Consider the following 14,010-nt stretch of genomic DNA (forward strand, 5'->3'; position numbering starts at 1 on the left):
ACAGTGGCTTCCAAGGTGGCTATTCATCTGCACGGGGTCGGGCTGCGCCATGGCCAGGTGCGTGCGCTTGACGCCGTGAGCCTGCGCATCGGCCAGGGTGAGCGCGTCGCCATCATCGGGCCTTCGGGGGCGGGAAAGTCCAGCTTGCTGCACCTGATGGCGACCGCCATCCAGCCCAACAGCGGGCGCCTGGAGTTGCTCGGCGAGCAGCCCTGGGCATTGTCCGTCAGGGCGCGTCAGCGCCTGCGTGCGCGGGTCGGCCTGGTGCACCAGGCGCCGCCCTTGCCGCCGCGCCAGCGGGTGGTGACGGCGGTTCTGGCCGGCCGCCTGGGGCAGTGGGGCGTACTGCGAGGCTTACTCAACCTGCTGTACCCCAGCGATGTGCCGGGGGCGCGCCAGGTACTGGCCGAGCTGGGACTGGCCGACAAGCTGTTCGTGCAGTGCGGGCAATTGTCCGGTGGCCAGTTGCAGCGAGTGGGCATTGCCCGGGCGCTATACCAGCAGCCGGAGGTGTTACTGACCGACGAGCCGGTGTCAGCCATGGACCCGGTGCTGGCCGACCACAGCCTGGCCTTGCTTAACCGCCACGCCCAGGCCAATGGCGTGACCCTGGTGGCGAGTCTGCATGCCGTGGACCTGGCACTGGCGCACTTCCCGAGGGTGATTGGTATCCGCGAAGGGCAGGTGGTGTTCGACTGCCCGGCGCAAGCGGTGACCGAGCAGTTGCTGGATGCACTGTACGCCAACGAACAACTGGCGTCGTCGCCAATCCAGGGGCCGACCCTGACCGTGCAGATTCCGCGATGCTGAAGCTTGATGCCCACGACCCGGCGCTGTTGCCGCGCTTGCTGCTGGCCCTGCTGGCGGTGGTGGTACTGTGGCCTGGCATCCGGTTGAGCGAACTGAACCCCGGGGTACTGCTGCAGGCGGAGAACCGTGAGCAGATCGCCAGCTTCACCAGCGCCTTCTGGCCGCCGGCACACGATGCCGACTTCCTTTCGCTGCTGTATGAAGCCACGTTGCAGACGTTGGCTGTGGCCACCACTGGCATGGCTTTAGCGTTGCTGCTGGCGGTCCCCGCCGGGCTGTTGGCGAGCCGTGCCCTGTCGTTGCGCGCCGCCTCCCGTGGCGGTCGCGCCGGGTTGTGGTCGCGCCTGCTGCGCCTGCCGGTGCGCTGGTTGCTGATTTTCCTGCGCAGTGTCCCGGAAATCGTCTGGGCGTTGCTGTTCGTGCGGGCCGTAGGGCTGGGGCCAACGGCGGGTGTGCTGGCCATCGCCATCACCTACAGCGGCATGCTCGGCAAGGTCTATGCCGAGATTTTCGAGTCGGTCGACCAGCGCCCGGCCCATGCCTTGCTGCAGGCGGGTAGTGGCCGGCTGTCGGCATTTCTCTATGGCATCCTGCCAAGTGCGGTGTCCGAAGTGGTGTCGTATACCGTGTACCGCTGGGAGTGCGCGGTACGCGCCTCGGTGGTGATGGGCTTTGTCGGTGCTGGCGGGCTGGGGCAGCAGATCGACCTGTCGATGCGCATGTTCGCCGGTGCGGAGGTGGCGAGCATGCTGCTGACGTTCCTGGTCCTGGTGATGCTGGCCGACCTGCTCAGCCGCTTCCTGCGCTGGAGGCTGGCATGAACCGGGTGATCAACTTGCTGGTGCTAGGCGCCATCGTGGCTGCGGTAATGAGCTCGTTCGCATATCTGGAGCTGGACTTGCAAGCGCTGGTCGGCAACGGCGGGCTGGGGCAGATGGGGGAGTATGCCGGGCGTTTCCTGCACCCGGACCTGTCTGTCGGGCACCTGCGCGCGGTTGCGCATGGGGCGCTGGAAACCCTGGCCATGTCGGGCCTGGGCACCTTGTTGGCCATGGTGCTGGGCATACTGCTGGCGCTGCCGGCTGCTGGGCGATTCGGTTGGCCGTTGCAGGCCTGTGCGCGGTTGCTGCTGAATGCCCTGCGGGCCATCCCGGAACTGGTGTGGGCTGCGCTGACGGTACTGGCGGCCGGGCTTGGGCCGAATGCCGGTACCCTGGCGTTGGCGCTGCATACTGCCGGCGTGCTGGGGCGGCTGTTTGCCGAGGCGCTGGAGAATGCACCGCCGGAGCCGGCGGCGGCCATCCGCTTGCAGGGCGGTAGCCAAGTGGCGGCATTCTGCTTTGGCACCTTGCCGAACCTGTGGCCGCAGTTGCTGGCCTATAGCCTGTACCGCTGGGAGAACAACATCCGCATGGCCAGCGTGCTGGGGTTTGTCGGTGCTGGCGGGTTGGGGCAGATGCTGTATACCACCCTGAGCCTGTTCCAGGAGGCACAGGCCAGCACGGTGATCATGGGGATGCTGGTGCTGGTGTTGCTGGTGGATGCGTTGAGTGATGTGTTGCGCCAGCGTTATGTGCGGGCTTGATCGATAGCCGGGGCCGCGTTGCGGCCCTTTCGCGACACAAGGCCGCTCCCACAGGTAGAGCACAGCGTTTGAGGCCTGTGCCGTAACTGTGGGAGCGGCCTTGCGTCGCGATGGGCTGCAAAGCAGCCCCCAAAAGTCGCTCAGGCACCACCAACTTCGGCACACTGCGCCTCCCGCTGCATCGACTCCAGGTTGCGCTCGATCGTCTCGCAAATGCTGTCCATCTGGATCTGGTGCTCACTGAGCCTGAACGGGCTTTGCAGGTCCGTCCCGATCCGCTCGATAGCCAGCAACATGAAGCCCACCACCGTCGAAGCCAGCGGTGTGAACCAGCCCAGCGACTCCACCAGCCCCACCGGCACGATCAAACAGAACAGTGTGATGAACAACCGCGGATCTTCTCGTCCAGCCCCATGCAGTGCCTCGCTGACTCAGCCGGGTTGGATCAACTCTTGTTTCATCTGCACCAATGCCACCCGCGAGCCATCCCACCCCTGCCGTTCCTCGATGCCGAACGGCACGAAGCCCAGCTGTGGATAAAGCAGCAGGCCCGCTGTGTTGTGGTTGAAGCACGACACCCAGACCTCCCGGGCTGCGAACTGTTGGCGGGCCAGTTCGATCATGGCAGTTACCAGGTAGCGCGCTACGCCGTGGCCGCGTGCGGCGTGGGCCACGACCACGTTGCCCAGGGCGCACACGCCACCGTGTTCGGCCTTGTAGAAGTTGGCGAATGCCAGCACCGTGCCGTTGCCTTCCACCACCGTGGAGCTGCTGCGCTGGGCGATGGCATCGTTCAGCTGGGCGGGGGAGAGAGGGTACTTGGCTTTGGGGAACATGTAGAACAGTTCGGCCGGGCTTTGCGGGAAGCTGCAGATTCCAGGGATATCGTCGGGCCGTACGGGGCGGTGGGTCAGGTGCATAGCAAGTCCTTGTGTGCTGGCTGGTCGGGCCACTTCGCGGGCAAGCCCGCCCCCACAAGGGGCGGGGGAAGTCATATTCTGCCCCGCGACGGGTCAATGCTCACTATTCATGAAGCTGTTTCCCCCTTGGTCGGGGTCGCGTTTCGCATCAGCTCTTTGCGCAATTTGCCGGGGGACATGCCGAACAGGTTCTGGAAATGCCGAATGAAATGGGGAGCATCGGCAAAACCGCATTCGAAAGCGATTTCTCCGATATGTCGATCCGAGCTGATGAGCAGCCAGCGGCCAAACCTGAGTCGAACCTGGCGATAGAACTGGGCCGGAGTGCTACTGGTTTCGGCGACAAACAGACGCTCCAGTTGCCGTTTACTGGTACCGACAAGGTTCGCGATCGCGTCGATATCCAAAGGCTCGGTCATGTGCTTTTCCATCAGCATCACGGCTTCGTGCAGGCGCCTGTTCGAAGAGCTGGCGTAGCCAAGGGCCTTGCGTCGATCGACGAAACTGCCAGAGCTGCTTTTCGCAACGGTCATCTGGTGAACGACCTTGCCGGCCCGATCCGGGCCGCAATGCATCCCGATAAGATGGATGGCCAACTCGATCACCGAGATACCACCTGCGCAGGTGATCCGATCCTTGTCGATGAGGAAGTCACTGTTGCTGACAAAGCGCAATCGTGGGAACAGACGTTTCCAGTCATCGCAATGGTAGGCATGCACACAGGCAGTACGTCCCTCCATCAGGCCATGTCGCGCGAGTACGAAGCTGCCTGTGCATAGGCCGATCAATGGCACGTCAGCGGCGGCTGCCTGATGCAGGAATGCCGGATAAGTCTTCGGCGCTGCCTCCAGGTAATCCAGTAGCCCACCAATCACCACGATGTAATCGAATTGATGAGGGTCGGTGAGTTCACTGTCGATGGGTACATCCAGCCCGCAACTGGAAATGACTCTTTGCCCAGGGGTACCGAGGACTTTCCATTGGCATCGTATCGGGCGGCTCTGATCGCCGGTATCGGCAGCATGTCGCAACGCATCGGTCAGCCCCGAGAGTGACAGCAAGGGGAAGCGCGGCCATAGCACGATACCTATAGACAACTCGGTGGCGCCGCGTCGGCTTGGCGGATGTCGTGCCTGACCCTTGTCAAGCGCTTCCACGAGGCTTGCGCTGGAGGTGTTGGGCAGTGCATCTCCGAAATGTCGCAAATGTTCAATCATTCCTGCAAAGCATCCAACCAGTTATCCCGATGATCACCATACGATGAGCTCCTGCCTAACACCATGCTGTTCATAAAAAAAGCAATCTAGGAGCACGTGATGAAGAAGCCCAACGTTCGACGTTTTGCCGGTATCTACGCGGGTTTGCTGGTATCCATGCTGGCCTCGGTGCCGGCATTCGCACTGGAAACGGTAGAGCCTGGAAGCCTGACTATCGCGTTCACTGGCGATATGCCGGGGACCGGTTATCAAGACAGCCGGATGGTCGGCTATGACGGTGAAATCCTTCAACAAATATCTGAGAAGCTGGGCTTGAAAGTCAAGCCTGCCTTGATGGACTGGGCCAGCACCATCGCCTCGGTACAAGCTAACCGCGTGGATGTCATGGCCGGCACCATGGGCTGGACCGAGCAGCGCGCGAAGATCATGACCGTGAGTGACCCGATTCACTATTTCAAGAACGGCATCACCCAGACCGACAAGACCAACTGGAGCAGCCTCAAAGATTTGCAGGGCAAGAAGGTCGGCACCATCACCGGTTTCTCGTTCATCCCAGAGATGCGCAAGATCGAAGGGTTGCAAGTTGCTTTGTACGACACCTCCGATGCCGCGGTGCGCGATCTTCTCGCCGGACGCATCGATGCAGTGATCGGTGATCCTCCAGTCATGCAATACGCCATTTTTCGCAACGAGCAGTGGCACCTGCGTTTCAACGCCTTCACCGACAACGATCCGAATTTCCCACTGCTGACGGGGTTAGGTCAGGTGGTTTACGGCTTCAACAAAGAGGCCAGCCCGCAGTTGGTGGCTGCCGTGAACGAACAGATCCAGACCCTCTGGAAAAGCTGTGAAATGCGCAAGATCGGTGCCCGCTACGGCCTGACTCAGGATGTCTGGTATGTGCCGGAAGGCAAGGACCTGAGGCAGGGGGTCGACCGTCCGGCGGACTGGAAACTGCCCGGCTGCAAGTAAGCGCTTGAGCGGATGAATCGGCCTGGTAGCCGGTGCCGGTTCATCGCCATGTCTATAAAAAAAAGAGGTTAACCAAGATGTCGACTCCGTCCGAACCTGCGTTGCTGCGAGTGCATGACCTGCACAAAAGTTATGGTGATCTGGAAGTACTCAAAGGGATCAACCTGGAGTTGAAAGCCGGTGAAACCCTGTCGTTGATCGGCCCCAGCGGGTCGGGAAAGTCCACGTGCCTGCGTTGCATCAATTACCTGGAAAAACCCACTCGAGGTGATATCTGGCTGGGGGATGAGTTGATCGGCCAGGTCAAGGACGGTAAACGCATACGTCTGATGAGTGATCGGGAAATGGCTCCGCAGCGTCGCGAGATCGCGATGGTGTTCCAGCTCTTTTACCTCTGGCCACACTTGAGCGTACGCGACAACGTCGCGCTGGGGCCGATCAAGGCACAGGGTATGCCGCGAAAGCTGGCCTATGAGCTGGCCGATGCCATGTTGGAAAAAGTCCATCTGCGGCATAAGGCCGAGGTCTACCCCGAGCAGTTGTCCGGTGGACAACAACAGCGAGTCGCTATCGCCCGCGCGTTGGCCCAACAACCGAAGGTCATCCTGTTCGACGAGCCGACCTCGGCACTGGACCCCGAACTGGTGGGGGAGGTACTGGCCGTGATTCGTGAGCTGGCGCAAGAGGGCCGCACCATGATCATGGTGACCCATGAAGTGCGCTTCGCTCGGGATGTGGCGGATCGGGTGATCTTCATGGATGGCGGACACATAATCGAGCAAGGGCCTTCGGCGCATGTAATCGACAACCCAAGCCATGAGCGCACCCGCAGTTTTCTTGGGCGCATGGCCATGGAGGGCGCTTGATGGCGAACTTCGAGGTCTTTGTCGGGCTACTGCCTCTGTTGTTCAAAGGCGCGCTCACCGCCCTGGAAATCGCGCTATGTACCTTGCTGCTGGCGAGTGTCGGAGGGGTAGTGCTGGCGGTGTTGCTGACGTTCAGTCGATCACGGGTGTTGCATGGGGTGATCGGCTGTTTCATTGAGTGGATGCGCAATGTTCCTGCGCTGGCGCATTTGTTCCTGATCTATTTCGGTCTCTCCTACCTTGGCATCAACTTGCCCGCGTGGCTGGCCGCCATCGTTGGATTGAGTCTGGTGGGCAGCGCGGTGTTGGCCGATATTTTCCGTAGCGGCTTGCAGTCGCTGCATGTCGGTCAGCATGAAGCCGGGTTGGCTGTGGGGCTGAGCCGGATGCAGATTTTGCGCTGCATTCTCTTGCCCCAGGCCCTGCGCGTGACGTTGCCAGCGTTCGCCAACTACGTCACGCAATTGATCAAGGACACGTCCATCGCCTCGGCCATTGCCGTGCCGGAAATCATGTTCCTGGCGCGCAATCTGGTGACGTCCACCTTCCAGACTTCACTGATCTATTTGGCTGTGATGTGTATCTACGCCGCGATGATTCTACCGATCGGTGTGGGATTCATTCGCCTCGAACGTCATTTTGGGAGCGCGCGATGATCAGCTTTTTTCAACAGTACCCGGAGTACTGGAGCGACTGGAGTGCTCGCCTGTTGCTCGGGGCACGGATCACTGCCGAATTGTCCCTGGTGGGGTTCGCCCTGGCAGTCGTGCTGGGGGCGTTGTTGGTCTGGGCGATGAGAAGTCCGAGTGTCATCCTGAAACGGCTGGCAGCGTTCTTTATTCAGAGCATGCGCGCTGTGCCTCTTCTGGCGTTGCTGCTGGCCCTGTATTTCGCATTGCCCAGCCTGGGGTTGACGTTGTCCGGCTACTGGGCCGGGGCCATCGGTCTGGGGTTGCAGGGTGCCGCTTACGTTGCGGAAATCCTTCGTGGCGGCCTGGACTCGCTGCATCGCGGCCAGCGCGAAGCCGCTATCGCCATCGGACTGACGCCGCTCAGAGCGTTTACTACCGTCATCCTGCCGCAAGTGTTTCGCGTCATACTGCCACCACTGCTTAACGCCTACGTGTCGATCCTCAAGGACAGCTCATTGTGCGCTCTGATCGCCACCGATGAGTTGATGCTGGCGGCGCGGGCCATCGCTTCGGAAACCTTCCTGCCAATGCATGTCTTCCTGCTGGTAGGACTCTTCTATTTTGTTATCGCCTTCCCTCTTTCAATGCTGTCGCGCGTGCTTGAAAAGCACTTTTCACGCGGGCGCAAAACCGTGCGAGGTTGAACATATGAGCATCATGGATCGAGTTACTTCCCACAGCATTGCCCAGTTGCAGCAGGCACTGCAGGCGGGATCGCTGACTAGCGAAGCGCTGGTTCGTGCGCAACTGGCGCGCATCGAGCACTTTGACGAGCAGCTCAATGCCTATGTCGAGACCTATCCCTCGCGTGCTTTGAGCGCAGCCATCGCCGCTGATCGCCAGCGTGCGTCCGGTATACACCTGGGACCGCTGCATGGCATTCCTCTGGCTATCAAGGACTTGTTCGAGATCGATGGCCAGGCCATCACGGGCGGGTCAGTGGCACAGCAACCGCGTGTTTCGAGGGTGACCGCCACTGCAGTGCAACGCCTGGAGCGTGCTGGTGCAATCATTCTTGGCAAGACCCATACCGTCGAATTCGCCTTCGGCGGCTGGGGCACCAATGCGGTGATGGGCACGCCATGGAACCCATGGGACCGTAACGTGCATCACGCTCCGGGGGGCTCAAGCAGCGGTTCGGCAGTGGCCGTGGCCAGTGGATTGGCGAGCGCTGCGTTGGGCACCGATACCGGCGGTTCGGTACGGATTCCGGCGGGCATGTGCGGCCTGGTCGGGCTGAAAACCACGCGTGGGCTTATCAGTCGCCATGGCTTGATCGAACTGTGTCCTTCGCTGGATTCGGTAGGGCCTATCACTCATACCGTTGAAGATGCGGCGTGGATGCTGGATGCATTGCTGGGGCCAGACCCGCTGGATCCGGTTTCGGCCCAGGCGCCTGTATTCAGCGCCGCTGCCGGTCTCAATAAGCCGGTAGCCGGTTTGCGCATCTGGGTGTTGCCACAGGCCGAACGAGCGCATGTCGCGCCCGGGGTGCTGAAGGCTTACGATTTGGGGCTCGAGCAGCTGGCCGCGTTGGGCGTGCAACTGATAGAGCAACCGCTACCCACCTCGTTGGAACAGTGCATGCGCATCGCTGGTGGACTGATGAGCGCCGAAGGTTATGCCAGCCTGGGTAGCTTGTTCGAGCGCGACGATCTGCGTTTCGATCCCCATGTTCAACGTCGCATACTCAGTGGTCGCGACATCGACGCAGCGTCGTACATCCAGTTGCACAATCAGCGCCGCGCCGCTCGGCATGCCATGCAGGAGGCCATGACCAACATAGACGCCTGCGTTTTCCCGACCAACGCTATTGGCAGTGTGCCGCTGGATCAGGTCGATGAATATGGCACACCGCTGGCCTTGCTGGGGCGGTTCGCCAACTTGCTGAACCTGTGTTCGGTGGCGGTGCCCATCGGGTTCGATGAGAAAGGCATGCCGGTCTCGATGCAGATTGTGGGGCGGGCATTCGCCGAACCGCTGATTCTGCGCATTGGCCATGCTTATCAACAGGTCAGTGACTGGCACACGCTACGGCCTGAGGGCTGGGCGTTGGCAGACAAAGCGGTTGCGTGATCCATGTGACGGTTTGACATATCCCTGGGTATCACCTTGGCAGCATTGCAAGTTGGGGGCGTTTCAATAACGCTTTTGCCTTGTGCTTAGTTTTATTTTGTCGTTTTCAGTAGTGTTTCTTGCTGCACGTCAAGTCAAGCCATTTTCTTGCTTGGTTAGTAGCTTGCGCAGGAAATACATGACTGTAAGCTTCGCCGCCCTCATCAGCTGTATAGTGTACCAGGACTTGTATTGTATGACTTTAACACGGACTGTTATTGCTCTTTCCTTGGCGACGATTATAGGGCAAGGGTATGTTCAGGCTGCTATGGTCATGGTGTCGCTTTATTGATGCCGTCTGTGCTGAAAATGGAGGTGCCCTGCGTTGGCGTTGCCAGCAATGAAGAGGCTCGAGTTGTACGTGAAAGTGGGTTCAAGGGAGAGCTTGTCCGCGTACGCACAGCGACGTTGGCCGAGGTGGAAGGGGCATTCCCGTACAAGATGGAGGAGCTGGTCAGTAGCCTCGATTATGCTCGACAAATGGCCGCTATTGCTGAAAAACATGGGCAGCGACTGAAGGTCCACCTGGCCTTGAGCGCAGGTGGCATGAGCCGTAACGGCCTTGAAATGGGCACTGAGCAAGGTCGGCAAGAAGCCTTGGCAATCACGCGTTTGGCGCCTCTTTAGCTGGTCGGCATCATGACGCATTTCGCAGTGCAGGATAAGGATGATGTTCGGCAAGGGCTCAGCGCTTTCAATGAGCAAACAGCGCTTTCAATGAGCAAACGGCTTGGCTGATAAAGGCTGCCGGCATTGACAGAAGCGATGGGCAGCGTGCTCCAGTGGTAGGGAAAGTATCCATGAATACAGTCATGGTGGACGTGACAGATATCCCTGCTGTGCGCGCTGGCGATCAAGTGGTGCTCTTTGGTAAACAAGGAGACAGCGAAATTACCCAGAGTGAACTTGAAGAACTCAGCGGCACTTTGCTGGTGGACCTTGCTACCGTTTGGGGGAGTAGCAATCCTCAAACCCTGGTGACGGATAAAGCTTCCGACTAACCAGTGAGGGGTTGGTCGCTACTGTGGTGGTAACGCTCACGCAGTAGCGACTTTTGGCAGTGACGCGCTCGCAGGTCACTGCCGACCCGTAATCTTCATGGGTATGAGCGGGGAGCAGAAGCTACTGCACCGGATCACTCACCGGCTTGGCAATGATGGCCTTGAGTTCGCTGGTCATCGGGAACTCCAGGTTCAAGCCTTTAGGCGGAATCGGCTGTTCGAACCAGCGCTGGTAGATCCCGTTGATTTCCCCTGAGCTGTACAGCTCGCCCAGTGACGCGTTCACCAGCGCGAGGAACTGCGGGTCATCCTTGCGCACCATGCAGCTGTAGATTTCCCGCGACTGCTCTTCCCCGACCACCACCCAGTTGTGCGGATCGCGAGCCTTGGCGCGTTCGCCGTAGAGCAGCGCATCGTCCATGTAGAACGCCGCCGCCCGGCCGGACTGCAACATCTGGAAGGCTTCACCATGGTCCTTGGCGCTGATCACGTACATGTCCATCTTGTTATCGACGTTGTAGCTTTTCAGATAGCGTTCGTTCGTGGTGCCAGCGGTGGTTACCACATTCTTGCCGCGCAGGTCGGTGAAACTCTTGATTCCGCTGTCTTTGGCCGTCAGTAATTGACCTTTGACATAGATGAACCCATAGGAAAACGCCACCTGCTTCTGGCGCTCTGCGGTGACGCCGGTAGAGCCGCACTCCAGGTCGACGGTACCGTTCTGCACCAGCGGAATGCGGGTTTGAGATGTCACCAGGTTGTACTTCACCTTGAGCTGGGGCAGCGCCAGCTTCTGCCGCACCCGCTCGACGATCTTGCTCGCCAGGTCTACCGAGTAGCCCATGGGTTGGCCCGAATGATCGCCCACGTAGGAGAACGGCACTGAAGCATCGCGATAGCCCAGGGTAATGCTGTTGGCTCTGGCAATCTTGCTCAGGGTAGGCCCCAGCGCTGCTTCGTCAGCATGGGCCTGGGTGCCTAGCAACAGGCCAAGGGTGCAGCCGATCAACGTGATTTTTCGCATTGTTATTCTCCGTTGCAGGTGAGGGGGTTAGCGACGTGCCGCAATGACGGTTATTTCCACCAACACCTGCGGACGCGCCAGTTCGGCCTGCAAGGTAGTGCGACTTGGTGCCTGGCCGGGCGACAGCCAGGCAGACCACACGTCATTCATCGCTGCGAAATCTTTGCCGATGTCCTTCAGGTAAATGGTGGCGCTGAGCAAGTGATCCTTGTCGCTGCCCGCCTCGGCCAATAATGCGTCGATCTTTTCCAGTACTTGGCGAGTCTGGCCGCCGACATCGGTGGCGTCGTCCGGCACCTGGCCGGAGAGAAACACCAGGTCGCCGAAGGTCACGGCGCCGGACAAGCGTGGGTTGGGCTGGATACGGTTAATGGTCATCGGGTGGTCCTTCTAAGGAGTAAGCGTTCAAGCCGCACGGGGCGTAAAGCCCTGCAGGTCGATGGAGGGGCGGCGCTGGCCGATCAGTTCACTGAGCAATCGTGCACTGGCGCAGGCCAGGGTGAAGCCCAGCGCACCGTGGCCGAGGTTCAGCCACAGATTGCGATACGCCGTTGCGCCCAGCAGCGGCACGCCGCTAGGGGTCGCCGGCCGCATGCCGGCCCATTCGATGGCGTAGTCGTAGTCACCGGCATTGGCGAAGGTTTCGCGGGCCTGGCGTTTTAGCAGGGCCAGGCGCTTGGGGTCCAGCGACGGATCGAACCCGACAATGTCGACCATCGCCGCCACCCGCAACTGTTCGCCGATCCGGGCGTAGACGATCTTGCGGTCGTAGTCGGTGATGCTCAGGTCCGGCGCCCGGTTCTGGGCGCCGATCGGCACTGTCAGGCTATAACCCTTGAGCGGATACAGCGGCAGGTCGATGCCCGGCAGTGCCAGCAACGCACTGCGATGGCCGGCTGCAACGACCAAGTGCTCCACCGGCAGCACTTCGTCGTCCAGTTCAATCGCATTCACCATGCCACGCGCATGGCGAATTCCGGACACCGCCCGGCCCAGGCGGAATTTGCAGCGTCCCGACGCCTGCAAGCGCGCCGCCAGTTGCTGGCAAAAGCCGTGGCAATCGCCGACTTCTTCATCCGGGGTATAGATGGCGCCGACAAAAGGTGCCTCTGCCAGTGCCGGGTCCAGACGGGTGCAGTCGGCGTGCGACAGCACCTGTTGTTGCTGGGGGTCGGCAAGGTTCTTGCGCGCATGTTCGAAGCTGCTGGCCTGACGGAAGGTGACCAGCTTGCCGTTGCGCCGCCAGTTGAAACCATCCAGGCCATCCTCTTCTCGCCAGGCTTGCAAGGTCGACTGGCTAAACAGCGCGAGGCGCAACAGATGGCCTGCGTTGGCGCGGTTGACCGAGGAGCGGCAAGCACCGAGGAATGCTGCCATCCAGCGCCACTGTGCACGATCGAAGCGCGGGCGCAATCGCAGCGGCGAGTCACCGCGCAGCATCCAGCCAATGGCCTGCAATGGCACGCCGGCGTCGGCCAGGGGTGCCACGTAGCGATAGGACAGCTGGCCGCCGTTGGCGAAGCTGGTTTCACTGCCCAGCGAATCGCGAGCCTCGATCAGCGTCACGTCAAAGCCGTCGCGTACCAGTGCGTAAGCGGTTGACAGGCCAATGACGCCACCGCCGATGATGCATACATGCTGAGCCATGTCAGTCCTTGGTCGTTGTAGAAACGAGCCTGAGGTTAGGGCCAGGTGACAGGTGGCGAAAAATGAATAAAGATCGCTGAGCCATAAACAAAGGTTATGGACTTACCATGCGCCTTCGCCATATCGAGATTTTCCAGGCTATCCGCCAGACCGGCTCGGTCAGCGGTGCCGCACAGTTGCTGCACGTTTCTCAACCTGCCGTGACCAAGGTTCTGCAGCACGCCGAGCAGCAACTGGGCTTTCCGTTGTTCCTGCGGGTGCGCGGCAAGCTTCAGCCCACGCCCGAAGCGCTGGAACTGGAGCGTGAGGTCGACAAGGTCACGGAGAGCCTGCAAGGGGTGCGACGCCTGGCGCAAAGCCTGCGTCGCGCGCCGGGCCACAGCCTGCGGATCGGTGCGACCCCGGCACTGGCCCTGTCGCTGCTGCCGCCGGCCATTCATGAGTGGACCCAGCGTTATCCGGACATCGCCTGCGAGCTGTCCAGCGCCCACAGTCGCGAACTGGTGCAGAACCTGTTGATGCGGGAGATCGATGTCGCCCTGACCCTGCAACAGCCAGATCACCCTGCGCTCAAGGCTCAGGCGCTGGCCAGCGGGGTGTTGGTGGCATTGGCACCAGCAGGTTATTGGCCGCTGGAAGATGAAGGCAAGCCGCTGCCGTTGACGGCACTGGCCGGTGCGTCCCTGATCGGGCTGTCCAGCGCCGACCCGCTGTCGGTGCGCCTCGACAGCTACCTCAAGGCGGTGGAGCCACCGCCACGGGTGAGCATTGCGGTGCAGACCTATTCACTGGCCAGGGCGATGGTCGAATCCGGTGCTGGGCTGGCGGTCATCGACCCCTTCACAGCCCTTGGCGCGGCGCCTGGGGCGACCGCGATTCGTCCGCTGGCCCCGGCATTGCCGATCACCTTGTATGCGGTGACCCGTACTGCCGAACCGTCACCGCATACACTGAGCGAGCTGCTGACGATTTTCAGCAGCCGAGCACAGGGGCAACTGGATCGTTGGCGCTGATTGCAGATATGCCCGGAAAGCGCATCAATGTCAGCCCGGACTCTCATGGAACTGCACATAACTCATTGAATTAGCACCGACCGTGTGGGAGCGGCTTTAGCCGCGAACACCGGCGCAGCCGGTGCCATGCACCGCGTTGGATTCTTCG

General features: G+C 60.7%; 14 protein-coding genes and 2 pseudogenes. 10 read left to right on the forward strand and 6 right to left on the reverse strand.

The window, feature by feature from the left end:
* Nucleotides 1-15 precede the first annotated feature (15 nt).
* Genes CAY82_RS22125 through phnE form a run of 3 tightly spaced genes read left to right on the forward strand, consistent with a single transcriptional unit; the run spans nucleotide 16 to nucleotide 2,395 of the window.
* Nucleotides 16-810, forward strand: a complete 795-nt coding sequence (locus tag CAY82_RS22125) for a phosphonate ABC transporter ATP-binding protein (protein WP_087503098.1) — start codon at nucleotides 16-18, stop codon at nucleotides 808-810.
* Nucleotides 804-1,631: an ABC transporter permease gene (locus CAY82_RS22130; protein WP_087503068.1), complete on the forward strand. Its 828-nt coding sequence runs from the start codon at nucleotides 804-806 to the stop codon at nucleotides 1,629-1,631. The genes CAY82_RS22125 and CAY82_RS22130 overlap by 7 nt, the downstream gene beginning before the upstream one ends.
* Complete coding sequence (gene phnE, locus CAY82_RS22135; protein WP_087503069.1) at nucleotides 1,628-2,395, forward strand: phosphonate ABC transporter, permease protein PhnE; 768 nt, start codon at nucleotides 1,628-1,630, stop codon at nucleotides 2,393-2,395. The genes CAY82_RS22130 and phnE overlap by 4 nt, the downstream gene beginning before the upstream one ends.
* Before the next feature lie 140 nt (nucleotides 2,396-2,535).
* Here phnE and CAY82_RS22140 read toward each other — a convergent pair.
* The 3 genes and pseudogenes from CAY82_RS22140 to CAY82_RS22150 all read right to left on the reverse strand — a co-directional run.
* Nucleotides 2,536-2,790 (reverse strand): annotated as a pseudogene (locus tag CAY82_RS22140) (bestrophin family ion channel); the annotation flags it as partial.
* Between the two features lie 36 nt (nucleotides 2,791-2,826).
* Nucleotides 2,827-3,315 carry a GNAT family N-acetyltransferase gene (locus CAY82_RS22145; RefSeq protein WP_087503070.1) on the reverse strand — a complete coding sequence of 163 codons (489 nt, stop codon included), beginning with the start codon at nucleotides 3,313-3,315 and terminating at the stop codon, nucleotides 2,827-2,829.
* 107 nt (nucleotides 3,316-3,422) lie between these two features.
* Nucleotides 3,423-4,532, reverse strand: coding sequence for a GlxA family transcriptional regulator (locus CAY82_RS22150; protein WP_087503071.1), 1,110 nt, complete (start codon nucleotides 4,530-4,532; stop codon nucleotides 3,423-3,425).
* 99 nt (nucleotides 4,533-4,631) lie between these two features.
* On the opposite strand from CAY82_RS22150, the gene CAY82_RS22155 reads away from it, so the two are divergent.
* From CAY82_RS22155 to CAY82_RS27160, 6 genes and pseudogenes are all read left to right on the forward strand, one after another.
* Nucleotides 4,632-5,504: an ABC transporter substrate-binding protein gene (locus tag CAY82_RS22155; RefSeq protein WP_087503072.1), complete on the forward strand. Its 873-nt coding sequence runs from the start codon at nucleotides 4,632-4,634 to the stop codon at nucleotides 5,502-5,504.
* Nucleotides 5,505-5,581: 77 nt separating this feature from the next.
* Nucleotides 5,582-6,370: an amino acid ABC transporter ATP-binding protein gene (locus tag CAY82_RS22160; protein WP_087503073.1), complete on the forward strand. Its 789-nt coding sequence runs from the start codon at nucleotides 5,582-5,584 to the stop codon at nucleotides 6,368-6,370.
* Nucleotides 6,370-7,026: an amino acid ABC transporter permease gene (locus CAY82_RS22165; protein ID WP_013971001.1), complete on the forward strand. Its 657-nt coding sequence runs from the start codon at nucleotides 6,370-6,372 to the stop codon at nucleotides 7,024-7,026. Before CAY82_RS22160 ends, CAY82_RS22165 begins: the two co-directional genes overlap by 1 nt.
* Nucleotides 7,023-7,706 (forward strand): amino acid ABC transporter permease, encoded by a 684-nt coding sequence (locus CAY82_RS22170; RefSeq protein WP_087503074.1) that lies wholly within the window; start codon nucleotides 7,023-7,025, stop codon nucleotides 7,704-7,706. The genes CAY82_RS22165 and CAY82_RS22170 overlap by 4 nt, the downstream gene beginning before the upstream one ends.
* A 4-nt stretch (nucleotides 7,707-7,710) precedes the next feature.
* A complete protein-coding gene (locus tag CAY82_RS22175; protein WP_087503075.1) occupies nucleotides 7,711-9,138 on the forward strand; it encodes an amidase in 1,428 nt (475 codons plus the stop codon).
* A 306-nt stretch (nucleotides 9,139-9,444) separates the two neighbouring features.
* Nucleotides 9,445-10,178: pseudogene (locus CAY82_RS27160) on the forward strand (alanine racemase); the annotation flags it as partial.
* A 121-nt stretch (nucleotides 10,179-10,299) separates the two neighbouring features.
* On the opposite strand, the gene CAY82_RS22185 reads toward CAY82_RS27160, so the two are convergent.
* The 3 genes from CAY82_RS22185 to CAY82_RS22195 are packed head-to-tail and all read right to left on the reverse strand — an operon-like array spanning nucleotide 10,300 to nucleotide 12,894.
* The gene (locus tag CAY82_RS22185) at nucleotides 10,300-11,202 is read right to left on the reverse strand and encodes a transporter substrate-binding domain-containing protein (RefSeq protein ID WP_087503076.1); all 903 of its coding nucleotides are present in this window, start codon (nucleotides 11,200-11,202) and stop codon (nucleotides 10,300-10,302) included.
* Between the two features lie 27 nt (nucleotides 11,203-11,229).
* Nucleotides 11,230-11,580 carry a RidA family protein gene (locus CAY82_RS22190; RefSeq protein ID WP_087503077.1) on the reverse strand — a complete coding sequence of 117 codons (351 nt, stop codon included), beginning with the start codon at nucleotides 11,578-11,580 and terminating at the stop codon, nucleotides 11,230-11,232.
* 27 nt (nucleotides 11,581-11,607) lie between these two features.
* Nucleotides 11,608-12,894, reverse strand: coding sequence for a D-amino acid dehydrogenase (locus CAY82_RS22195; RefSeq protein WP_368681559.1), 1,287 nt, complete (start codon nucleotides 12,892-12,894; stop codon nucleotides 11,608-11,610).
* Between the two features lie 62 nt (nucleotides 12,895-12,956).
* Here CAY82_RS22195 and CAY82_RS22200 point away from each other — a divergent pair, with 62 nt between their 5' ends.
* Entirely contained in the window at nucleotides 12,957-13,862 is a 906-nt protein-coding gene (locus CAY82_RS22200; protein WP_087503079.1) for a LysR family transcriptional regulator, read from the forward strand.
* Nucleotides 13,863-14,010 lie beyond the last annotated feature (148 nt).

Source organism: Pseudomonas sp. SID14000 (assembly GCF_002165135.1).
Taxonomy (GTDB): Bacteria; Pseudomonadota; Gammaproteobacteria; order Pseudomonadales; family Pseudomonadaceae; genus Aquipseudomonas.